This is a genomic window from Lelliottia sp. EB106-05-01-XG201 (assembly GCF_058791735.1).
Genome location: NZ_JBYTDV010000001.1, coordinates 3,756,721 through 3,778,422, shown reverse-complemented (window position 1 = coordinate 3,778,422; position 21,702 = coordinate 3,756,721). Strand labels below are relative to the sequence as shown.

Here is a 21,702-nt window from a genome sequence, read left to right as displayed (position 1 = left end):
ATGAACATCATTGCCATCATGGGTCCACATGGCGTCTTTTACAAAGACGAGCCCATCAAGGAGCTGGAACAATCACTAAAGGATCGCGGATTTCAGCTGATCTGGCCGCACAACAGCGCTGACCTGCTGAAGGTTATCGAGCACAATCCGCGCATCTGCGGCGTCGTTTTTGACTGGGATGAATACGACCTGGAACTGTGCAGCGATATCAATCAGCTCAACGAATATCTACCGCTGTATGCATTTATCAACACCCATTCGACGATGGACGTCAGCGCCCACGACATGCGTATGGCCCTGTGGTTCTTTGAGTATGCGCTCGGGGCTGCCGACGATATTGCGACGCGCATTGAACAATACACCCATGAATATCTCGACAACATCACGCCGCCCTTTACCCGCGCGCTGTTCAACTATGTGAAAGAGGGCAAATACACCTTCTGTACGCCGGGACACATGGCGGGCACGGCTTACCAGAAAAGCCCGGTCGGCTGCCTGTTCTACGATTTCTTCGGCGGCAACACGCTGAAAGCGGATGTCTCGATCTCGGTGACGGAACTCGGCTCGCTGCTGGACCACACCGGTCCGCATCTGGAGGCGGAAGAGTATATCGCCCGCACCTTTGGGGCCGAGCAGAGCTATATGGTGACCAACGGCACCTCTACCTCCAATAAGATTGTCGGGATGTACGCGGCGCCTGCCGGAAGCACGCTGCTGATTGACCGCAACTGCCACAAATCATTGGCGCACTTATTAATGATGAGCGACGTCGTCCCGCTCTGGCTGTCGCCGACGCGTAATGCGCTGGGGATTCTGGGCGGCATTCCGCGTCGTGAGTTTTCTCACGCGGCAATCGAACAGAAAGTCGCAACGGTTGCCGGCGCGAGCTGGCCGATTCACGCGGTGATCACCAACTCGACCTACGACGGCCTGCTCTACAACACCAACTGGATCAAGCAAACGCTGGATGTGCCGTCGATTCACTTTGATTCCGCCTGGGTGCCCTACACCAACTTCCACCCGATTTATGCGGGCAAAAGTGGCATGAGCGGCGAGCGGGTGCCGGGCAAAGTGTTCTTCGAAACTCAGTCGACGCACAAAATGCTGGCGGCGTTCTCCCAGGCCTCGCTGATCCATATTAAGGGCGAATACGACGAAGAGACCTTCAACGAAGCCTTTATGATGCACACCACGACTTCGCCGAGCTATCCGCTGGTGGCCTCGATTGAAACGGCGGCGGCGATGCTGCGCGGGAATCCGGGCAAACGCCTGATCAATCGTTCGGTTGAGCGCGCGCTGCATTTCCGGAAAGAGGTCCAGCGGCTTAAAGATGAGGCCGACGGCTGGTTCTTTGATATCTGGCAGCCGGAAGAGATTGATGAAGCCGAGTGCTGGTCCGTCGCGCCGGGCGAGAGCTGGCACGGGTTCCGCGACGCCGATGCGGATCATATGTTCCTCGATCCGGTGAAAGTCACGATTCTGACGCCAGGGATGGACGAACAGGGAACGATGAGCGACGAAGGGATCCCCGCTGCGCTGGTGGCGAAATTCTTGGATGAACGCGGCGTGGTGGTCGAGAAAACCGGGCCGTATAATCTGCTCTTCCTGTTCAGTATCGGGATCGATAAAACCCGTGCGATGGGGCTGCTGCGGGGGCTAATGGAGTTCAAACGCGCCTACGATCTCAATCTGCGAGTGAAAAACATGCTGCCGGATCTGTACGCCGAAGATCCCGATTTCTATCGCAACATGCGGATCCAGGATCTGGCCCAGGGGATCCACAAGCTGATCCGTCAGCACGATCTGCCGAGGCTAATGCTGCAGGCATTCGACGTTTTGCCGGAGATGAAACTGACGCCGCACAAGGCCTGGCAGCGTCAGGTGAAAGGCGAGGTGGAAACCATTGAACTCGAAAATCTGGTGGGACGCATCTCGGCGAACATGATCCTGCCATATCCGCCGGGCGTGCCGCTGTTGATGCCGGGCGAGATGATCACCGAACAAAGCCGGGCGGTGCTCGACTTCCTGCTGATGCTCTGTTCGGTAGGGCGTCACTATCCCGGTTTTGAAACCGATATCCACGGCACGAAGCGCGATGAGAATGGCGGTTACTGGGTGCGAGTCTTAAAAAAGGGGTGAGCGCTTGCGTGCTCAGGGTTTTCGGTTGTAACGTTGACTCCTCATAAAAAGGAGAGGCTATGCTGGGTTTAAAACAGGTTCACCATATTGCGATCATTGCGACTGATTACGCCAAAAGTAAGGTGTTTTATTGCGACATTCTTGGGTTCACGCTGATGAGCGAAGCTTATCGCGCCGAGAGAGATTCGTGGAAAGGTGACCTGGCGTTGAACGGGCAATATGTGATTGAGCTGTTCTCCTTTCCTTTCCCGCCAGCGCGCCCGTCGCGACCGGAAGCCTGCGGGCTTCGTCATCTCGCTTTCAGCGTGGACGATATCGAACAGGCGGTGAAGCATCTCGAAGGGCATGGCGTGAAGTGCGAAGCCATTCGCATCGATCCGTTTACCGACAAGCGCTTTACCTTCTTCAACGATCCCGATGGTTTGCCGCTGGAGCTTTATCAGCAGTAAAGCTTGCCATCCATGACAATGCTCGGTAATTTTCCGGGCATTGTCTTTCTGTGAAATCCCCTATGACGCAACCTGCGATCGCTCAGTCTGTTTACCCGTACCGCCAGCTGTTGGTGGGCTTTAGCGGTGGCCTGGATTCCACCGTCCTGCTGCACCGGCTGATGCTGTGGCGCGAACACCAGCCTGAGGTGCAGATCCGCGCCATACATATTCACCACGGGCTGAGCGCGCATGCCGACGAGTGGGTCGCCCACTGCGAAGCGCTTTGCCTGGCATGGAAAATCCCTTTAATCGTTGAACGCGTGACGCTTAAGGATGAAGGCCTCGGGACGGAAGCTCAGGCGCGGAAAGCGCGCTACGGCGCATTTGAAAAAACGCTTCTGCCCGGTGAAGCGATGGTGACGGCGCAGCATCTCGACGATCAGTGTGAAACCTTTTTATTAGCACTTAAGCGCGGCAGCGGCCCGGCGGGTTTATCCGCAATGGCTGAGCGCAGTGAGTTTGCCGGAACACACCTGCTGCGTCCTTTACTGAGTGAAACCCGCGCGTCGCTGGAACACTGGGCGCAGGAACACAACTTGCGCTGGATAGAAGACGATAGTAATCAGGACGACGGCTACGATCGTAACTTCCTGCGCCTGCGTATTTTGCCTGCGCTCTCGCAGCGCTGGCCGCATTTCGCCGAGGCGACGGCAAGAAGTGCGAGACTCTGCGCAGAGCAGGAGAGCCTGCTGGATGAATTGCTGAGTGAAGAGCTGACAAGCCTCGTCACGGAAGAGGGGGCTCTGAGGATGGCGCCGCTGCAAGCGATGAGCGCGATGCGTCGCGGTGCGCTGCTCCGGCGCTGGCTGGCGGGTCATCACGCGCAAATGCCCTCGCGCGATATGCTCAACCTAATCTGGGATGAAGTGGTTCAGGCGCGCGAAGATGCCAATCCGTGTCTGTATCTGAATGGCTTTGAAATTCGACGCTTCAAAGAGCAGCTCTGGTGGGTGAAGCACCAGCCGTCGCTGGCAGATAACATCATCCCCTGGCCTGATATTCACGAGCCGCTGAATCTCCCGCAAGGGGCGGGCTGGGTTTCTCTTGCGGCACCCGGAAATGTGCGTCTGCCAGAATTGGGTGAAGAGGTGGCGATCCGCTTTAAGGCCAGCGGGAATTTACACATTGTGGGCCGAAACGGAGGACGTAAGCTGAAAAAAATCTGGCAGGAGTGCAACGTTCCGCCGTGGCGGCGCGATACCACGCCTCTGCTTTTTTATGGTGAAAACTTGATGGCGGCGGCGGGGATCTTTGTCACGCAGGAAGGCTGGGCGGAAGAGGGTGTAAGCTTTGAATGGAAGGCGTAACGGGCAGCGCACTGCCCGTTACAGAGAATTACTCTTCGCTCACCACGACGGTGCCGATATCCGGATGACTGAAGCTTGCAATTTTATCGAGGCGAAGTTCACGCGTTGCTCCAGCGTCTTCGACGACCAGATATTCAACGTTCTTGCGTGAGACCAGATCGCTCGCTTTGGCCTTCAATTCCTCGCCGTCTTTTAACGCCAGCGACAGAACCAGGTGGTTCTGACAGGCGAGCTCGAGGTTGTCGTAGTCATCGCAGTTGATGGGTTGATAGGTATCATTCATTGACATAATCGCTCACCAGTAAATTCGCAGCAGCATACGCCGCTTTTTCCCTGACCGATTCTGAAAGGCTGGCGTCCAACGCCACTTCATTCAGCACTTTCAATACACAGCCCAACGCATCGGGGATATACCCCAGATCTCCGCTGGCAATTTCCGCATACCTTTTGCGAATTAACTCACAATAATTTTCCACATCCCCTCCTGCCAGCGCACTGACGTTACTGTGAGATACACTTAAGCCTACGAAGATAAACTCGGTTTAGCAAGGTGACTATACCATACTCATTCAAGCAATATCAGCGCCTTGATATTGCTGCGATTCACCGCGCGGTAACAGCCTTTTGGCCGGAATTTCGCTACAATGAGCGCCTGATTCGATTGGAGTTCTCTCATGGCGCTGAAAGCGACAATTTATAAAGCGGTAGTCAACGTAGCTGACCTTGACCGCAACCAGTTTCTCGATGCGTCGTTAACGCTGGCCCGTCACCCGTCGGAAACCCAGGAGCGCATGATGCTGCGCCTGCTGGCGTGGATTAAGTACGCCAATGAACGCCTGCAATTTACCCGCGGATTAAGCGCAGAAGAGGAGCCGGAAGCCTGGCTGCGCAACGATCATATGGGTATCGATCTGTGGATCGAACTCGGCTTGCCAGATGAACGTCGCATCAAAAAGGCCTGCACCCAGTCCGCAGAAGTCGCGATTTTTGCCTATAATCAACGTGCTGCGGAAATCTGGTGGCAGCAGAATCAGCGCAAATGCGCGCAGTATTCGCATCTTTCAGTGTGGTATCTGGATGACGAACAGCTGGCGCAGTTGACCGAGTTTGCCACGCGGACCATGGCGCTGCAGGCGACGATTCAGGACGGTGCGATCTGGCTGTCTGATGCTCAGAATAATCTGGAAATTCATCTTACTGCGTGGCAGTCACCGTCATGATTGTGGTGTCCCGAACCGTTACAATTCCCGACAATGAGTTTGAGATCACCGCGATCCGGGCTCAGGGCGCGGGTGGGCAGCATGTGAATAAAGCCTCAACGGCGATTCATTTGCGCTTTGACATTCGGGCCTCCAGCCTGCCAGAGTCCTATAAAGAAGCCCTGTTGGCGGCCAGTCATCACCTCATCACCAGCGACGGGGTGATCATTATTAAAGCGCAAGAGTACCGCAGCCAGGATTTAAATCGCGAAGCCGCACTTTCCCGGCTGGTGGCGGTCATACAGGAGCTTACTGCGGTGCAAAAAAGCCGCCGGGCCACGCGACCGACGCGGGCCTCGAAAGAGCGCCGGTTGTCATCAAAAGCGCAGAAATCCACCGTAAAATCACTGCGTGGAAAAGTACGTCGGCCGCAGGAATAACGTACCAGGATTACATTGTTATAAGGAATTCATCGTGAATAAAACGATATTGTCAGTGTTGGCGGCGTCCACACTGTTCGCATTAATAGGGTGTAACAACCGCGCCGAGATGCAGACGCTGCAGCCGACGCACGCCGCAGAGTTAAAGCCGATGCAGCAGAGCTGGCGCGGCGTACTGCCGTGCGCTGACTGCGAAGGCATTGAAACCACGCTGTTCCTGGAAAAGGACGGCTCATGGGTGATGAACCAGCGCTATCAGGGCGCGAAAGAGCCTTCCTCCTTTGCGACCTACGGCAAATGGGCGCGTACGGCTGAGAAGCTGGTGCTGACGGACGCCGAAGGCGAGAAAACCTATTTCCGTGCTAAAGGCGAGGGCATGGAGATGCTCGATCGGGAAGGAAATCCGATCGAATCCCAGTTCAACTACACCTTAGCGCCGGTCAAAGCGGCTCTGCCATCTACGCCAATGGCGATGCGCGGCATGTATTTCTACATGGCCGATGCGGCAGTTTTCACCGACTGTGCAACGGGCAAGAAAGTGAGCGTGGCGAACAACGCGCAGCTGGAACGTGATTATGCCGTGGCGCGCGGAAACGACAGCAAGCCTGTGCTGCTGACGGTGGACGGTCACTTTACGCTGGAGCCGAACCCGGACAGCGGTGAGATGGTCAAAACGCTGGTGGCGGATAAGAGCGCGAAGTTTGTGGCGGGTAAAGACTGCGACAGTAAGTAAGACGGAATCAGATGTGAAAAGAAAAACCCCGCCGAAGCGGGGTTTTTTTATGTCTTAACCTTTGATGGCTTTCACCAGGTAATCAAGGATGTCGCCCGTCTTGATCATCTGCTTCTCGCCGCTGCGACGGTATTTGTACTCAATCTCGTCGCTGTCGAGGTTACGGTCGCCGATGACGACAGTGTGCGGGATACCGATCAGTTCCATATCCGCAAACATCACGCCTGGACGCTCTTTACGGTCGTCCATCAGCACTTCAATGCCCTGCGCGCGCAGTTCGCTGTACAGCTTCTCAGCCAGCTCCTGAACACGGTAGGACTTGTGCATGTTCATCGGCAGAATCGCAACCTGGAACGGAGCGATATTGTCTGGCCAGACGATGCCGCGCTCGTCGTGGTTCTGCTCAATGGCAGCAGCCACCACGCGAGTCACACCGATACCGTAGCAACCCATGGTCAGGATCTGGTTACGACCGTCTTCACCCTGAACGGCTGCGTTCAGCGCCTGGGAGTACTTGGTCCCGAGCTGGAAGATATGCCCCACTTCGATACCGCGTTTGATCATCAGCGTACCCTGGCCGTCCGGGCTTGGATCGCCAGCTACCACGTTACGGATATCTGCCACTTCTGGCGTCGCGGTGTCGCGATCCCAGTTGATGCCGAAGTAGTGCTTACCGTCGATATTCGCGCCAGCAGAGAAATCGCTCATGGCGGCAACGGTACGGTCAATCACAACCGGAATTGGCAGATTAACCGGACCCAGAGAGCCTGGGCCTGCATTGACGACGGCTCGGATTTCCGCTTCGGTAGCGAAAGTCAGCGGGCTGGCGACCTGCGGCAGTTTTTCTGCTTTAACTTCGTTTAGCTCGTGATCGCCACGCACCAACAGGGCAACCAGCGGATACGCGCTGCCTTCAACGGATTTCACCAGCAGGGTTTTCACCGTTTTCTCGATCGGCAGATTGAACTGCTCAACCAGCTCGGCGATGGTTTTGGCGTTCGGGGTGTCGACCAGCTTCATCTCTTCCGTCGCCGCCGCGCGTGGCGTGGCAGGGGCCAGCGCTTCTGCGAATTCAATATTCGCCGCATAGTCAGAGGTGTCGGAGAAGATCACATCGTCTTCGCCGCTCTGCGCCAGCACCTGGAATTCGTGGGAGGCGCTGCCGCCGATAGAACCGGTGTCAGCCTGTACCGCGCGGAAATCCAGACCCATACGGGAGAAGATCTTGCTGTAGGCGCCGTACATCACGTCGTAAGTTTCCTGCAGGGATTCCTGAGAAGTATGGAAAGAGTAGGCATCTTTCATCAGGAATTCGCGGGAACGCATCACGCCGAAGCGTGGGCGAACTTCGTCGCGGAATTTGGTCTGGATCTGGAAGAAGTTCAACGGCAGCTGTTTGTACGAGTTCAGCTCGTTACGGATCAGGTCGGTGATCACTTCTTCATGCGTTGGGCCGAGCACAAACGGGCGCTCGCCACGATCAACAAAGCGCAGCAGCTCCGGGCCGTACTGCTCCCAGCGACCACTTTCCATCCACAGGTCAGCAGGCTGAACCACAGGCATGGACACCTCGATAGCACCGGCGTTGTTCATCTCTTCACGCACGATGTTTTCGACTTTTTTCAGGACGCGCAGGCCGGTCGGCAACCAGGTGTACAACCCGGAGGCCAGCTTGCGGATCATCCCGGCGCGGAGCATCAGCTGATGGCTGATGACTTCGGCGTCGGCAGGTGTCTCCTTCAGTGTGGAGAGCAGATATTGGCTAGTACGCATGTTGTTACGGTTCCATTTCGACGATTGGACCAGGCTGAAACGTCAGACTGACACAAAAAAAGTGGTTTAGTTTACCAGTGTGGCAAAGATGCCAAAAGAGAGGAAAATAAAATTAGCGCACTTCCAGCGCAAAGACTTCAAAACCTGCCGGGGTGACGCGCCAGCGAACGTTAAAATCAAGCAACAGAACGGCGTAGGTTTTGCCTGCCTCTTCCTCTTTTCGGTATGCGGGTCGAGGGTCTTGCGCCAGGACTTCGACGATAAAATCCTTCAGGCGAGGATAGCGCTTTTCCAGGTGCAGAAGCTGCGCGTCGACATCGGACGTAAAACCGACGGTCATATCAGCGACAGGCGCCTGCTGGGCATAGCTCGCACGAGCATCGGGCAGCGCTTCGGCAAAGGGCAGGTAAGGTTTGATATCCACCACCGGCGTGCCGTCGACCAGATCCAGGCTACCTAACTGCAGAATCACCTGATCTTTCTGGCAGCGAATGTCTTTGAGCTCAACCAGCGACATCCCGACAGGATTAGGACGGAAGGTGGAGCGGGTAGCAAACACTCCCATTCTGGCATTTCCGCCGAGACGCGGAGGGCGCACCGTTGGACGCCAGCCGCCTTCCATCGTTTGATGAAAGATAAACAGCACCCATAGATGGCTGAATGCCTCAAGCCCACGCACGGCGTCGGCCTGATTATAAGGAGGAATTAAGTGAAGTTCGCCGCCACAGCTTTTGACCAGACCAGGCTGGCGCGGTACGGCAAACTTCTCTTTATAAGGCGAGCGGATAACACCTATCTGCTCAAACTGAAATGCACTCATTTCGCCGTGACGTTAAGGGCGTTACCCATACACACAGCCTGGCGATAGCAGCCTGGCGTGCCGCTGGTCACTTCGCAGCTGTGCAGCAGAACGGCGTTAGCTTTCATTTTGGCGGCGTTAATCTGCAGACGTTTACGCGCGGTTGGGATGTTTGGCGGAGAGTCCTGGTTGCTGGCCTGGCAGGATTCGCCGGTGACTTCACCCAGATCGCGGAACGGTTTGCCAATCAGATCTTCAGCTTTGGTATAGATTCTTACCGGCGCAGGGCGAGGCGCTTTCGGTTTGGCTGGCTCCACCTTCGGTGGGGTTGCAGTGCTTTTAACAGGTTCAACAGGAGATCTGCTTAGCATTGAACAGCCGCTCAGCATGAGTGCTAAAAGACAGATCGGTAAAGCACGCATAATATTTCCTCAATGAATAATCAAATCGTCAGTTATTGAATCAGTTGCCCGCATAAATGACAAGACGGGCTTTCGCCCGTCATGAATGATATTACAGAAAGGTCAGATTACCAGCCTTTAACAGCGCCGCCGTTAAACACTTTGTTGGCTTCCTGGTAAACTTCGTCAGACTGGTATGCCTGTACGAATTTTTTCACGTTTTCCGCGTCTTTGTTGTCTTCGCGGCTCACGATCAGGTTCACGTACGGGGAGTCTTTGTCTTCAACGAAGATGCCATCTTTCGCTGGCGTCAGGCCAATCTGGCTGGCGTAAGTGGTGTTGATCACGGCCAGTGCAATCTGCGCATCGTCAAGAGAACGTGGCAGCTGCGGTGCTTCCAGCTCAACCAGCTTCAGGTTTTTCGGGTTTTCAGTCACGTCCAGTACGGTTGGCAGCAAGCCCACGCCATCTTTCAGTTTGATCAGCCCCACTTTCTGCAGCAGCAACAGGGAGCGGCCCAGGTTGGTTGGATCGTTAGGAATCGCGACCTGAGAACCCGGCTGCAGCTCTTCCAGAGATTTGATTTTTTTGGAGTAGCCCGCGATTGGGTAAACGAAGGTATTCGCGACGGCAACCAGTTTGTAGCCACGGTCTTTGATCTGCTGATCCAGATACGGTTTGTGCTGGAAGGCGTTAGCGTCGATATCGCCTTTGCTCAGCGCTTCGTTCGGCAGAACGTAGTCGTTAAAGGTGACCAGCTCAACGTCCAGGCCATATTTCTCTTTTGCCACTTTCTGGGCAACTTCAGCAACCTGCTGCTCAGCGCCAACAATGACGCCCACTTTGATGTGGTTAGGATCTTTTTCGTCCTGACCGCAACCCACCAGAGCCAGAGAGCCAATCAGCGCGCCTACCGCGGCAAAGGTCTTCAATTTAAACGTCATGTCATATCCTTAATTCGTCGAGTTTGCGTTGTGTAATGTTATTTGTGAGTAACAGCCCGGACGATGCGATCGCCAGAGAATTGAATGAGATAAACCAGCACAACCAGCAATACCAGAACCGTGTTCATTACGGTAGCGTTATAACCAATATAACCGTATTGATAGCCAATCTGGCCCAGACCGCCAGCCCCAACAGCACCGCCCATCGCGGAATAACCTACCAGGGTGATCAGCGTAATGGTGGCCGCATTCACCAGGCCCGGCAGCGCTTCAGGTAACAGAACTTTGCGCACGATCTGCATCGGCGTCGCGCCCATGGCACGAGAGGCTTCAATCAGACCGGTTGGAATTTCCAGCAGGGCGTTTTCAACCATACGCGCGATAAACGGTGCGGCACCCACGGTCAGCGGCACGATAGCTGCCTGCAGACCTATCGAGGTTCCCACGATGACGCGAGTAAACGGAATCATCCACACCAGCAGGATAATAAAAGGAATCGAACGGAAGATGTTTACCAGCGCAGAGAGCGTGCGGTAAAGCTTCGCGTTTTCGATAATCTGCCCCGGGCGCGTGACGTACAGCAGCACGCCAACCGGCAGGCCAATCACAAAACCAAAGAATCCTGATACGAAGGTCATTGCCAGCGTTTCCCAAACGCCGCGAACCAGCAGCCACATCATCGGCTCAGACATAACCCAGTACCTCTACTTTTACATGGTGTTCCTGCAGCCAGGCGATCGCGGCTTGCGTCTCTTCTTGTGTTCCGTGCATTTCCGTCAGCATGATGCCGAACTTCACGCCACCGGCGTAATCCATCTGCGCGCTAATAATGTTGTTGTTCACATTGAAGCGGCGAGCGGTTTCGGAAAGTAGTGGGGCATCAACGGACTGGCCGGTGAATTCCATGCGCAGCATTGGTACGCTGTCGACGCCAGACTCCGCTTTTAAACGTGCCAGATAATCTTCCGGAATATCCAGGTGCAGCGTGGACTGAATGAACTGCTGGGCCAGAGGCGTTTTCGGATGCGAGAACACTTCGCTCACGGTGTCCTGCTCAATCAGTTCACCGTTGCTGATCACCGCCACGCAGTCGCAGATGCGCTTCACGACATCCATCTCATGGGTAATAAGAAGAATGGTCAGCCCGAGGCGGCGGTTAATGTCTTTCAATAATTCCAGGATGGAGCGGGTGGTCGCAGGATCCAGTGCGCTGGTGGCTTCGTCGCAGAGCAGCACTTTCGGGTTGCTTGCCAGCGCACGGGCGATCGCCACGCGCTGTTTCTGTCCACCGGACAGGTTGGCAGGATAGCTGTCGTGCTTATCAGAAAGCCCAACCAGATCTAACAGCTCGGTTACCCGGCGTTTCACTTCTTCTTTTGGGGTATTGTCCAGCTCAAGCGGCAGCGCGACGTTACCAAAAACGGTGCGCGAGGCCAGCAGGTTAAAGTGCTGGAAGATCATGCCAATCTGACGACGGGCCTGAGTTAATTCTTTTTCGGAAAGTTTGGTCAGCTCCTGGCCGCCGACCTGGACGCTGCCTTCGGTCGGACGTTCGAGCAGGTTAACGCAGCGGATGAGCGTACTTTTACCGGCACCCGATGCGCCAATGACGCCATAAATCTGTCCAGCCGGAACGTGCAGGCTGACATTGTTCAGCGCCTGAATGGTTCGGGTCCCTTGCTGGAACACTTTGGTGATATTGGAAAGTTTAATCATTAGATTATTTTTATCGTATGTAAGTTAGCCGTGGCATTTTGTTCTGCCAGATACGGGGTTCAGCCGTAAACAAAATGGATGTTAAGGCATCCAGACGTCTAAATCAATGTCGCTCTGCGCGATGAGCACTTTCTTGCGCGGTGAAACGTGAGATAATAGCGGGACATGCCTTTTTCAGGAGCAAACCCGTGGCAAAATCAGTACCCGCAATTTTTCTCGATCGTGACGGCACCATTAATGTCGATCACGGTTACGTTCACGAGATTGATGAGTTCGAATTCATCGACGGCGTTATTGATGCCATGCGCGAACTTAAAGCGATGGGCTATGCGCTGGTGGTGGTCACCAATCAGTCGGGTATCGCCCGGGGCAAATTCACCGAAGCGCAATTCGAAACGTTGACCGAATGGATGGACTGGTCGCTGGCCGATCGCGACGTTGAGCTGGACGGTATCTACTATTGTCCTCATCACCCACAAGGGACGGTCGAAGAGTATCGCCAGACCTGTGATTGCCGTAAACCGCATCCGGGGATGTTTATCTCTGCGCAGGAGTTCCTGCACATTGATATGGCTTCTTCTTATATGGTGGGCGACAAACTGGAAGATATGCAGGCTGCAACGGCAGCGGGCGTAGGGACTAAAGTATTGGTTCGCACCGGTAAGCCTGTGACCCCAGAAGCCGAAAGCGCCGCGGATTGGGTATTGAATAGCCTCGCAGAGCTGCCAAAAGCGATCAAAAAGCAGCAAAAATAGGCGTTGTGTTGAAAATATGAGCGGTTGAAATAAAATTGTATTTTTCCGCTTGTCATTCCTCGGAAGCCCCCTATAATGCGCCTCCATCGACACGGCAGATGTGAATCACTTCACACTAACCACCGGGTCGGTTGAAGAGAAAAAATCCTGAGATTCAGGGTTGACTCTGAAAGAGGAAAGCGTAATATACGCCACCTCGCAACGGTGAGCGAAAGCCGCGTTGCACTGCTCTTTAACAATTTATCAGACAATCTGTGTGGGCACTCAAAGTGACATGGATTCTAAACGTCGAAAGACGCTAAATGAATACCAAAGTCTCTGAGTGAACATACGTAATTCATTACGAAGTTTAATTCACGAGCATCAAACTTAAATTGAAGAGTTTGATCATGGCTCAGATTGAACGCTGGCGGCAGGCCTAACACATGCAAGTCGAGCGGTAGCACAGAGAGCTTGCTCTCGGGTGACGAGCGGCGGACGGGTGAGTAATGTCTGGGAAACTGCCTGATGGAGGGGGATAACTACTGGAAACGGTAGCTAATACCGCATAACGTCGCAAGACCAAAGAGGGGGACCTTCGGGCCTCTTGCCATCAGATGTGCCCAGATGGGATTAGCTAGTAGGTGGGGTAATGGCTCACCTAGGCGACGATCCCTAGCTGGTCTGAGAGGATGACCAGCCACACTGGAACTGAGACACGGTCCAGACTCCTACGGGAGGCAGCAGTGGGGAATATTGCACAATGGGCGCAAGCCTGATGCAGCCATGCCGCGTGTATGAAGAAGGCCTTCGGGTTGTAAAGTACTTTCAGCGAGGAGGAAGGCATTGTGGTTAATAACCGCAGTGATTGACGTTACTCGCAGAAGAAGCACCGGCTAACTCCGTGCCAGCAGCCGCGGTAATACGGAGGGTGCAAGCGTTAATCGGAATTACTGGGCGTAAAGCGCACGCAGGCGGTCTGTCAAGTCGGATGTGAAATCCCCGGGCTCAACCTGGGAACTGCATTCGAAACTGGCAGGCTAGAGTCTTGTAGAGGGGGGTAGAATTCCAGGTGTAGCGGTGAAATGCGTAGAGATCTGGAGGAATACCGGTGGCGAAGGCGGCCCCCTGGACAAAGACTGACGCTCAGGTGCGAAAGCGTGGGGAGCAAACAGGATTAGATACCCTGGTAGTCCACGCCGTAAACGATGTCGACTTGGAGGTTGTTCCCTTGAGGAGTGGCTTCCGGAGCTAACGCGTTAAGTCGACCGCCTGGGGAGTACGGCCGCAAGGTTAAAACTCAAATGAATTGACGGGGGCCCGCACAAGCGGTGGAGCATGTGGTTTAATTCGATGCAACGCGAAGAACCTTACCTACTCTTGACATCCACGGAATTTAGCAGAGATGCTTTAGTGCCTTCGGGAACCGTGAGACAGGTGCTGCATGGCTGTCGTCAGCTCGTGTTGTGAAATGTTGGGTTAAGTCCCGCAACGAGCGCAACCCTTATCCTTTGTTGCCAGCGGTTCGGCCGGGAACTCAAAGGAGACTGCCAGTGATAAACTGGAGGAAGGTGGGGATGACGTCAAGTCATCATGGCCCTTACGAGTAGGGCTACACACGTGCTACAATGGCGCATACAAAGAGAAGCGACCTCGCGAGAGCAAGCGGACCTCATAAAGTGCGTCGTAGTCCGGATTGGAGTCTGCAACTCGACTCCATGAAGTCGGAATCGCTAGTAATCGTAGATCAGAATGCTACGGTGAATACGTTCCCGGGCCTTGTACACACCGCCCGTCACACCATGGGAGTGGGTTGCAAAAGAAGTAGGTAGCTTAACCTTCGGGAGGGCGCTTACCACTTTGTGATTCATGACTGGGGTGAAGTCGTAACAAGGTAACCGTAGGGGAACCTGCGGTTGGATCACCTCCTTACCTGAAAGAACCTGCCTTTGTAGTGTCCACACAGATTGTCTGATGAAAAATAAGCAGTAAAAAATCTCTGCAGGCTTGTAGCTCAGGTGGTTAGAGCGCACCCCTGATAAGGGTGAGGTCGGTGGTTCAAGTCCACTCAGGCCTACCAAATTTATCCTGATACTGCGTTGTGAAACGACTCGCATACTTCAGTATGCTTCGCCCTTCCACGCCTTGTCTCAGTCTAAATTACCGGTAATGAGATTAGCATTTGTGATGGGGTTATAGCTCAGCTGGGAGAGCGCCTGCCTTGCACGCAGGAGGTCTGCGGTTCGATCCCGCATAGCTCCACCATCCTTTTTACTGCGAAAACACAAGAAAACTTCAGAGTGTACCTGAAAAGGTTCACTGCGAAGTTTTGCTCTTTAAAAATCTGGATCAAGCTGAAAATTGAAACGACACGCTGCGTCTGTTCTCCGTAATAAGAACAGAGTGACGGTGTGTTCGAGTCTCTCAAATTTTCGCAACACGACGATGTTTTACGAAACATCTTCGGGTTGTGAGGTTAAGCGACTAAGCGTACACGGTGGATGCCCTGGCAGTCAGAGGCGATGAAGGGCGTGCTAATCTGCGATAAGCGTCGGCGAGGTGATATGAACCTTTGACCCGGCGATACCCGAATGGGGAAACCCAGTGTGTTTCGACACACTATCATGTCATGAATACATAGTGGCATGAGGCGAACCGGGGGAACTGAAACATCTAAGTACCCCGAGGAAAAGAAATCAACCGAGATTCCCCCAGTAGCGGCGAGCGAACGGGGAGGAGCCCAGAGTCTGAATCAGCGCGTGTGTTAGTGGAACGGTCTGGAAAGTCCGACGGTACAGGGTGATAGTCCCGTACACAAAAATGCACACGTTGTGAACTCGAAGAGTAGGGCGGGACACGTGGTATCCTGTCTGAATATGGGGGGACCATCCTCCAAGGCTAAATACTCCTGACTGACCGATAGTGAACCAGTACCGTGAGGGAAAGGCGAAAAGAACCCCGGCGAGGGGAGTGAAAAAGAACCTGAAACCGTGTACGTACAAGCAGTGGGAGCCTCTTTATGGGGTGACTGCGTACCTTTTGTATAATGGGTCAGCGACTTATATTCTGTAGCAAGGTTAACCGTATAGGGGAGCCGAAGGGAAACCGAGTCTTAACTGGGCGTTAAGTTGCAGGGTATAGACCCGAAACCCGGTGATCTAGCCATGGGCAGGTTGAAGGTTGGGTAACACTAACTGGAGGACCGAACCGACTAATGTTGAAAAATTAGCGGATGACTTGTGGCTGGGGGTGAAAGGCCAATCAAACCGGGAGATAGCTGGTTCTCCCCGAAAGCTATTTAGGTAGCGCCTCGTGAACTCATCTTCGGGGGTAGAGCACTGTTTCGGCTAGGGGGCCATCCCGGCTTACCAACCCGATGCAAACTACGAATACCGAAGAATGTTATCACGGGAGACACACGGCGGGTGCTAACGTCCGTCGTGAAGAGGGAAACAACCCAGACCGCCAGCTAAGGTCCCAAAGTCATGGTTAAGTGGGAAACGATGTGGGAAGGCACAGACAGCCAGGATGTTGGCTTAGAAGCAGCCATCATTTAAAGAAAGCGTAATAGCTCACTGGTCGAGTCGGCCTGCGCGGAAGATGTAACGGGGCTAAACCATGCACCGAAGCTGCGGCAGCGACGCTTATGCGTTGTTGGGTAGGGGAGCGTTCTGTAAGCCGTTGAAGGTGTCCTGTGAGGGATGCTGGAGGTATCAGAAGTGCGAATGCTGACATAAGTAACGATAAAGCGGGTGAAAAGCCCGCTCGCCGGAAGACCAAGGGTTCCTGTCCAACGTTAATCGGGGCAGGGTGAGTCGACCCCTAAGGCGAGGCCGAAAGGCGTAGTCGATGGGAAACAGGTTAATATTCCTGTACTCGGTGTTACTGCGAAGGGGGGACGGAGAAGGCTATGTTAGCCGGGCGACGGTTGTCCCGGTTTAAGCATGTAGGCGGAAGGTTTAGGTAAATCCGGACCTTTTTTAACGCTGAGGTGTGATGACGAGGCACTACGGTGCTGAAGTAACAAATGCCCTGCTTCCAGGAAAAGCCTCTAAGCATCAGGTAACATCAAATCGTACCCCAAACCGACACAGGTGGTCAGGTAGAGAATACCAAGGCGCTTGAGAGAACTCGGGTGAAGGAACTAGGCAAAATGGTGCCGTAACTTCGGGAGAAGGCACGCTGGTGTGTAGGTGAAGTCCCTGCGGACGGAGCTGAAACCAGTCGAAGATACCAGCTGGCTGCAACTGTTTATTAAAAACACAGCACTGTGCAAACACGAAAGTGGACGTATACGGTGTGACGCCTGCCCGGTGCCGGAAGGTTAATTGATGGGGTTAGCTGTAAGGCGAAGCTCTTGATCGAAGCCCCGGTAAACGGCGGCCGTAACTATAACGGTCCTAAGGTAGCGAAATTCCTTGTCGGGTAAGTTCCGACCTGCACGAATGGCGTAATGATGGCCAGGCTGTCTCCACCCGAGACTCAGTGAAATTGAACTCGCTGTGAAGATGCAGTGTACCCGCGGCAAGACGGAAAGACCCCGTGAACCTTTACTATAGCTTGACACTGAACACTGGTCCTTGATGTGTAGGATAGGTGGGAGGCTTTGAAGCGTGGACGCCAGTCTGCGTGGAGCCGACCTTGAAATACCACCCTTTAATGGCTGGTGTTCTAACGTAGACCCGTAATCCGGGTTGCGGACAGTGTCTGGTGGGTAGTTTGACTGGGGCGGTCTCCTCCTAAAGAGTAACGGAGGAGCACGAAGGTTAGCTAATCCTGGTCGGACATCAGGAGGTTAGTGCAATGGCATAAGCTAGCTTGACTGCGAGAGTGACGGCTCGAGCAGGTGCGAAAGCAGGTCATAGTGATCCGGTGGTTCTGAATGGAAGGGCCATCGCTCAACGGATAAAAGGTACTCCGGGGATAACAGGCTGATACCGCCCAAGAGTTCATATCGACGGCGGTGTTTGGCACCTCGATGTCGGCTCATCACATCCTGGGGCTGAAGTAGGTCCCAAGGGTACGGCTGTTCGCCGTTTAAAGTGGTACGCGAGCTGGGTTTAGAACGTCGTGAGACAGTTCGGTCCCTATCTGCCGTGGGCGCTGGAGAATTGAGGGGGGCTGCTCCTAGTACGAGAGGACCGGAGTGGACGCATCACTGGTGTTCGGGTTGTCATGCCAATGGCATTGCCCGGTAGCTAAATGCGGAAAAGATAAGTGCTGAAAGCATCTAAGCACGAAACTTGCCCCGAGATGAGTTCTCCCTGACTCCTTGAGAGTCCTGAAGGAACGTTGAAGACTACGACGTTGATAGGCTGGGTGTGTAAGTGCAGCGATGTATTGAGCTAACCAGTACTAATGAACCGTGAGGCTTAACCTTACAACGCCGAAGATGTTTTGGCGAAAGCAGAGACTTAGATTTTCAGCCTGATAACAGATTAATCGACGTGCAGAGATGCGTGTTGATAAAACAGAATTTGCCTGGCGGCTTTAGCGCGGTGGTCCCACCTGACCCCATGCCGAACTCAGAAGTGAAACGCCGTAGCGCCGATGGTAGTGTGGGGTCTCCCCATGTGAGAGTAGGGAACTGCCAGGCATCAAATTAAGTGGTAAACCGGTGCATGAATCCGGTGGTTACAGAAGTCTTCGGTGGAGCGGTAGTTCAGTCGGTTAGAATACCTGCCTGTCACGCAGGGGGTCGCGGGTTCGAGTCCCGTCCGTTCCGCCACTTATTAAGAAGCCCTGAGCTAACGCTCAGGGCTTTTTCTTGTCTACAATTTAATTATTGCTGCAAACGCAAAAATCCTCTGCATTTTTCGCCCTTTTTCAACATACCGATAACACGCGATAATCATCCTCAGTTAACGAACACTATGATTAAAGAGGAATTATGACTATCCCTGCATTCGGTCTCGGCACCTTCCGCCTTAAAGACGACGTTGTCATCGCATCTGTCAAAACCGCGCTTGAGTTAGGCTATCGCGCCGTTGATACGGCTCAAATCTATGGCAACGAAGGTGCTGTAGGTCAGGCGATTGAAGAAAGTGGTGTACCGCGCAAAGAATTATTCATCACGACAAAGATCTGGACTGAAAACCTCAGCAAAGACAAATTGATCCCAAGTCTGAAAGAGAGTCTGGAAAAGCTGCGGACTGACTATGTCGATCTGACGCTGATCCACTGGCCTTCTCCAGGTGATGCGGTGTCTGTTGAAGAGTTCATGCAGGCGCTGCTGGAAGCCAAAGAGCAAGGTTTGACGCGCAAAATCGGGATCTCCAACTTCACTATCCCATTGATGGAAAAGGCGATTGCCGCCGTTGGCGCAGAAAACATTGCGACAAATCAAATTGAGCTTTCCCCTTATCTGCAAAACCGCAAAGTGGTTGACTGGGCAAAAGATCACGGCATTCACATCACGTCTTACATGACGCTGGCTTACGGCAAGGCGCTGCAAGATGGAGTGATTGCGGGTATTGCTGATAAGCACAATGCAACGGCTGCGCAGGTTATCCTGGGGTGGGCGATGGGAGAGGGTTATGCCGTGATCCCATCTTCCACGAAACGTGAAAACCTGGCGAGTAATCTGCTGGCGTTGGATCTCCAGCTGGACGATGAAGATAAAAAAGCGATCGCCGCACTGGATTGCAACGATCGCCTGGTGAGCCCGGAAGGCTTAGCGCCAGACTGGGATTAATTCAATCCACCCTCTGTAGCCTCAAAACCCTCTCACAGCTCCTTCGGGAGCTGTTTTATATGGTCGCTCAGAAAGTCGATAAACGCCCGAATCCGGGTACTGACGGCGCGATCGCTGTAATACACCGCACTGAACGGCATCTCTACCGGCAGCCGTTTATCCTCCATCAACTCGACCAGTTCACCCCGCGCTATTTCTTTATTAATCATATAGTCAGACAGGCAGGCGATCCCATTCCCGCTGAGGCAAAGCTGTTTCAGTGTCTCACCACTGTTAGAAGACAACCCACTGGTAATCTCATGAAGCTGACCGTCGCTGCAGGCAATCGGCCAGGTATTCAGCGATAACGGTTCGGTGAAGCCCAGGCAAAGATGATTTTTCAGATCTTCTACCGTTTCCGGCTTTCCATACTGAGCAATGTAATCGGGAGAGGCGATGATTTTACGGTAGCTGGTAAACAGCGGACGGGCACGCAGGCTGGAATCAGTCAGCGTTCCGGCGCGGATCGCCACGTCCACTTTACGCTCAATCAAATTGATGAAGGTTTCAGAAGAGACAAGCGACAGCGTCATCTCGGGATAGCGTTCCCGGAAGGGTTTCACCAGCGGCATCAGGAAATGCAATACGACGGGCGTCGCTGCATCGATACGCAAAAGTCCACGCGGTGTACTCCGCGTTTCCATGATCTCGGTTTCTGCTGCGGCCATCTCCTGCAAAATCGACTGCACGCGACGGAAATAGCGCTCTCCTTCCTCCGTCAGGCTGAGCTGGCGCGTTGTCCGGTTCAGCAAACTCACCCCGAGCTTCATTTCCAGCTTTTTGACGGAGCGGCTTATTGCCGAATTGGCCTGTCCCAGTTGCTCCGCAGCGCGGCTAAAACTCCCGCTTTCCACCACGGCCACGAAGATTGCCAGCTCTTCTGAGGTTGCTTTCATTGTTGCACCACCTGCAAAATTCTATTGAGATTTTGACCATTTTTGTTATTTAAACACTGGCGCATACTTCGTGTCATCTTAATCCTGATGACACGGAGTATTTTATGCCACTGGCGCTTCTGGCCCTGACGATCAGTGCCTTCGCAATCGGCACGACCGAATTTGTCATCGTAGGTCTGGTTCCTACGATTGCCGATCAACTTTCCATCTCTTTACCTTCTGCCGGTTTGCTGGTCTCTATTTATGCGCTGGGTGTTGCGATTGGCGCGCCGGTTTTGACCGCACTGACCGGCCGTTTTCCGCGCAAACAGCTGTTGATGGCGCTGATGGTGCTGTTCACTGCCGGTAATATTCTGGCCTGGCAGGCCCCGGACTACACCACGCTGGTGATTGCCCGTCTGCTGACCGGCCTCGCGCACGGCGTGTTCTTCTCCATTGGTTCAACCATCGCAACCAGCCTGGTACCTAAAGAGAAAGCGGCATCTGCCATCGCCATTATGTTCGGCGGTTTAACGGTTGCACTGGTGACTGGCGTTCCGCTGGGGACCTTTATCGGACAGCATTTCGGCTGGCGTGAAACCTTCCTGGCCGTCTCATTGCTGGGGGTCATCGCCCTGGTTGCCAGCGCGATCCTGGTCCCGTCGAATATTCCGGGCCGTGCGAGTGCCAGTCTTCGCGACCAGGTGAAAGTCCTGACCCATCCTCGCCTGCTGATCATCTATGCCATCACAGCTCTGGGTTACGGCGGTGTGTTCACAGCGTTCACCTTCCTGGCCCCGATGATGCAGGATCTGGCCGGATTCTCGCCGAGCGCGGTGAGCTGGATCTTGCTGGGATACGGCGTCTCTGTGGCGATCGGTAACATCTGGGGTGGGAAACTCGCCGATAAACACGGTGCTGTACCCGCGTTGAAATTCATCTTTGCGGCTCTGGTAGTGTTGCTGATGGTGTTCCAGTTTACCGCCTCCATGCAGTACGCGGCCCTGGGAACCATCCTGGTGATGGGGATCTTTGCCTTCGGGAACGTACCGGGTCTGCAGGTCTATGTCGTGCAGAAGGCCGAGTTGTACACGCCTAACGCCGTAGACGTCGCCTCTGGTCTCAACATCGCGGCGTTTAATGTGGGCATCGCGCTGGGTTCCATTATCGGCGGGCAAACGGTTGAGCACTTTGGTTTAGCGCAGACGCCGTGGATTGGTGCGGTGATCGTTCTGGCTGCCTTCCTGCTGATTGGCCTGAGCGGTCGTCTGGATAAACCGTCTCGCGTTGCCCTGGGTTAAGCATGAGTTAGCGCTTGCTTACAAAACCAGACAGAGGTTTATGAGTAATTGCGTTGAAAGTGTGACCTAAAATCCCTATAACAGTAGAACCAGTCCGTTTTCCGGGCTGGTTCAATG

General features: G+C 54.0%; 17 protein-coding genes, 3 tRNA genes, 3 rRNA genes and 1 pseudogene. 15 read left to right on the top strand and 9 right to left on the bottom strand.

All coding sequences use genetic code 11. From position 1 onward, the window contains the following. The 3 genes from AC3WS9_RS17695 (at window position 1) to tilS (ending at window position 3,937) form a co-directional block, all read left to right on the top strand. Window positions 1-2,139, top strand: coding sequence for a lysine decarboxylase LdcC (locus AC3WS9_RS17695; protein ID WP_492489617.1), 2,139 nt, complete (start codon window positions 1-3; stop codon window positions 2,137-2,139). 59 nt (window positions 2,140-2,198) lie between these two features. Then, window positions 2,199-2,588 carry a VOC family protein gene (locus AC3WS9_RS17690; RefSeq protein WP_492489615.1) on the top strand — a complete coding sequence of 130 codons (390 nt, stop codon included), beginning with the start codon at window positions 2,199-2,201 and terminating at the stop codon, window positions 2,586-2,588. A gap of 62 nt (window positions 2,589-2,650) precedes the next feature. After that, the gene (gene tilS / locus AC3WS9_RS17685; protein ID WP_492489613.1) at window positions 2,651-3,937 is read left to right on the top strand and encodes a tRNA lysidine(34) synthetase TilS; all 1,287 of its coding nucleotides are present in this window, start codon (window positions 2,651-2,653) and stop codon (window positions 3,935-3,937) included. Window positions 3,938-3,965: 28 nt separating this feature from the next. Here tilS and rof read toward each other — a convergent pair whose 3' ends face one another. Then, window positions 3,966-4,226: a Rho-binding antiterminator gene (gene rof, locus AC3WS9_RS17680; RefSeq protein ID WP_282491723.1), complete on the bottom strand. Its 261-nt coding sequence runs from the start codon at window positions 4,224-4,226 to the stop codon at window positions 3,966-3,968. Further along, entirely contained in the window at window positions 4,213-4,413 is a 201-nt protein-coding gene (locus AC3WS9_RS17675; RefSeq protein ID WP_282491724.1) for a YaeP family protein, read from the bottom strand. The genes rof and AC3WS9_RS17675 overlap by 14 nt, the downstream gene beginning before the upstream one ends. Before the next feature lie 198 nt (window positions 4,414-4,611). On the opposite strand from AC3WS9_RS17675, the gene AC3WS9_RS17670 reads away from it, so the two are divergent. From AC3WS9_RS17670 to nlpE, 3 genes are read left to right on the top strand one after another with little or no spacing between them, the layout of a single operon-like run. Further along, window positions 4,612-5,157 carry a YaeQ family protein gene (locus tag AC3WS9_RS17670; protein ID WP_324723602.1) on the top strand — a complete coding sequence of 182 codons (546 nt, stop codon included), beginning with the start codon at window positions 4,612-4,614 and terminating at the stop codon, window positions 5,155-5,157. Further along, window positions 5,154-5,576, top strand: a complete 423-nt coding sequence (gene arfB / locus AC3WS9_RS17665; protein ID WP_282491735.1) for an alternative ribosome rescue aminoacyl-tRNA hydrolase ArfB — start codon at window positions 5,154-5,156, stop codon at window positions 5,574-5,576. The genes AC3WS9_RS17670 and arfB overlap by 4 nt, the downstream gene beginning before the upstream one ends. Window positions 5,577-5,610: 34 nt before the next feature. Next, entirely contained in the window at window positions 5,611-6,309 is a 699-nt protein-coding gene (gene nlpE, locus AC3WS9_RS17660) for an envelope stress response activation lipoprotein NlpE (RefSeq protein ID WP_285153821.1), read from the top strand. Between the two features lie 54 nt (window positions 6,310-6,363). On the opposite strand, the gene proS is transcribed toward nlpE, so the two are convergent. The 6 genes from proS to metN form a co-directional block, all read right to left on the bottom strand. Next, on the bottom strand, window positions 6,364-8,082 hold the full coding sequence (proS, locus tag AC3WS9_RS17655) for a proline--tRNA ligase (RefSeq protein WP_285150693.1): 1,719 nt from the start codon (window positions 8,080-8,082) through the stop codon (window positions 6,364-6,366). Window positions 8,083-8,194: 112 nt separating this feature from the next. Then, a complete protein-coding gene (gene tsaA / locus AC3WS9_RS17650) occupies window positions 8,195-8,902 on the bottom strand; it encodes a tRNA (N6-threonylcarbamoyladenosine(37)-N6)-methyltransferase TrmO (protein ID WP_285145952.1) in 708 nt (235 codons plus the stop codon). Next, window positions 8,899-9,303: an Rcs stress response system protein RcsF gene (gene rcsF / locus AC3WS9_RS17645; protein ID WP_095280864.1), complete on the bottom strand. Its 405-nt coding sequence runs from the start codon at window positions 9,301-9,303 to the stop codon at window positions 8,899-8,901. Before rcsF ends, tsaA begins: the two co-directional genes overlap by 4 nt. A 107-nt stretch (window positions 9,304-9,410) precedes the next feature. Continuing rightward, window positions 9,411-10,226, bottom strand: a complete 816-nt coding sequence (gene metQ / locus AC3WS9_RS17640; RefSeq protein WP_095280865.1) for a methionine ABC transporter substrate-binding lipoprotein MetQ — start codon at window positions 10,224-10,226, stop codon at window positions 9,411-9,413. Between the two features lie 38 nt (window positions 10,227-10,264). After that, window positions 10,265-10,918, bottom strand: coding sequence for a methionine ABC transporter permease MetI (locus tag AC3WS9_RS17635; RefSeq protein ID WP_003856130.1), 654 nt, complete (start codon window positions 10,916-10,918; stop codon window positions 10,265-10,267). Continuing rightward, a complete protein-coding gene (gene metN, locus AC3WS9_RS17630) occupies window positions 10,911-11,942 on the bottom strand; it encodes a methionine ABC transporter ATP-binding protein MetN (RefSeq protein WP_282491729.1) in 1,032 nt (343 codons plus the stop codon). Before metN ends, AC3WS9_RS17635 begins: the two co-directional genes overlap by 8 nt. A gap of 188 nt (window positions 11,943-12,130) precedes the next feature. Here metN and gmhB point away from each other — a divergent pair, with 188 nt between their 5' ends. The 8 genes from gmhB to dkgB all read left to right on the top strand — a co-directional run bounded on the left by gmhB (window position 12,131) and on the right by dkgB (window position 19,370). Beyond that, window positions 12,131-12,697 carry a D-glycero-beta-D-manno-heptose 1,7-bisphosphate 7-phosphatase gene (gmhB, locus tag AC3WS9_RS17625; protein ID WP_282491730.1) on the top strand — a complete coding sequence of 189 codons (567 nt, stop codon included), beginning with the start codon at window positions 12,131-12,133 and terminating at the stop codon, window positions 12,695-12,697. A gap of 371 nt (window positions 12,698-13,068) precedes the next feature. Further along, window positions 13,069-14,608 (top strand): 16S ribosomal RNA (locus tag AC3WS9_RS17620). A 71-nt stretch (window positions 14,609-14,679) separates the two neighbouring features. After that, window positions 14,680-14,756: transfer RNA gene (locus tag AC3WS9_RS17615), tRNA-Ile, on the top strand. Between the two features lie 109 nt (window positions 14,757-14,865). Continuing rightward, window positions 14,866-14,941, top strand: a tRNA-Ala gene (locus tag AC3WS9_RS17610). A gap of 209 nt (window positions 14,942-15,150) precedes the next feature. Further along, a 23S ribosomal RNA gene (locus AC3WS9_RS17605) occupies window positions 15,151-18,056 on the top strand. Window positions 18,057-18,156: 100 nt separating this feature from the next. After that, window positions 18,157-18,272: ribosomal RNA gene (rrf, locus tag AC3WS9_RS17600) — 5S ribosomal RNA — on the top strand. Together the 16S, 23S and 5S rRNA genes with 3 tRNA genes alongside form the textbook arrangement of a ribosomal RNA operon. A 55-nt stretch (window positions 18,273-18,327) precedes the next feature. Next, window positions 18,328-18,404: transfer RNA gene (locus tag AC3WS9_RS17595), tRNA-Asp, on the top strand. A gap of 162 nt (window positions 18,405-18,566) precedes the next feature. Beyond that, the gene (gene dkgB / locus AC3WS9_RS17590) at window positions 18,567-19,370 is read left to right on the top strand and encodes a 2,5-didehydrogluconate reductase DkgB (protein WP_492489608.1); all 804 of its coding nucleotides are present in this window, start codon (window positions 18,567-18,569) and stop codon (window positions 19,368-19,370) included. Window positions 19,371-19,391: 21 nt separating this feature from the next. Here dkgB and yafC read toward each other — a convergent pair. Further along, window positions 19,392-20,305 (bottom strand): annotated as a pseudogene (gene yafC / locus AC3WS9_RS17585) (DNA-binding transcriptional regulator YafC). A 104-nt stretch (window positions 20,306-20,409) separates the two neighbouring features. Between yafC and AC3WS9_RS17580 the strand changes: the two are divergent. Beyond that, complete coding sequence (locus AC3WS9_RS17580) at window positions 20,410-21,585, top strand: MFS transporter (RefSeq protein ID WP_492489606.1); 1,176 nt, start codon at window positions 20,410-20,412, stop codon at window positions 21,583-21,585. The last annotated feature ends 117 nt before the right edge of the window (window positions 21,586-21,702 follow it).

Bases quoted from the DNA above. Each gene is read 5' to 3' on its own strand.
- AC3WS9_RS17695 (WP_492489617.1), top strand. From the start codon at position 1: ATGAACATCATTGCCATCATGGGTCCACATGGCGTCTTTTACAAAGAC.
- AC3WS9_RS17690 (WP_492489615.1), top strand. From the start codon at position 2,199: ATGCTGGGTTTAAAACAGGTTCACCATATTGCGATCATTGCGACTGAT.
- tilS (WP_492489613.1), top strand. From the start codon at position 2,651: ATGACGCAACCTGCGATCGCTCAGTCTGTTTACCCGTACCGCCAGCTG.
- rof (WP_282491723.1), bottom strand. From the start codon at position 4,226: ATGTCAATGAATGATACCTATCAACCCATCAACTGCGATGACTACGAC.
- AC3WS9_RS17670 (WP_324723602.1), top strand. From the start codon at position 4,612: ATGGCGCTGAAAGCGACAATTTATAAAGCGGTAGTCAACGTAGCTGAC.
- arfB (WP_282491735.1), top strand. From the start codon at position 5,154: ATGATTGTGGTGTCCCGAACCGTTACAATTCCCGACAATGAGTTTGAG.
- proS (WP_285150693.1), bottom strand. From the start codon at position 8,082: ATGCGTACTAGCCAATATCTGCTCTCCACACTGAAGGAGACACCTGCC.
- tsaA (WP_285145952.1), bottom strand. From the start codon at position 8,902: ATGAGTGCATTTCAGTTTGAGCAGATAGGTGTTATCCGCTCGCCTTAT.
- rcsF (WP_095280864.1), bottom strand. From the start codon at position 9,303: ATGCGTGCTTTACCGATCTGTCTTTTAGCACTCATGCTGAGCGGCTGT.
- metQ (WP_095280865.1), bottom strand. From the start codon at position 10,226: ATGACGTTTAAATTGAAGACCTTTGCCGCGGTAGGCGCGCTGATTGGC.
- AC3WS9_RS17635 (WP_003856130.1), bottom strand. From the start codon at position 10,918: ATGTCTGAGCCGATGATGTGGCTGCTGGTTCGCGGCGTTTGGGAAACG.
- metN (WP_282491729.1), bottom strand. From the start codon at position 11,942: ATGATTAAACTTTCCAATATCACCAAAGTGTTCCAGCAAGGGACCCGA.
- dkgB (WP_492489608.1), top strand. From the start codon at position 18,567: ATGACTATCCCTGCATTCGGTCTCGGCACCTTCCGCCTTAAAGACGAC.
- AC3WS9_RS17580 (WP_492489606.1), top strand. From the start codon at position 20,410: ATGCCACTGGCGCTTCTGGCCCTGACGATCAGTGCCTTCGCAATCGGC.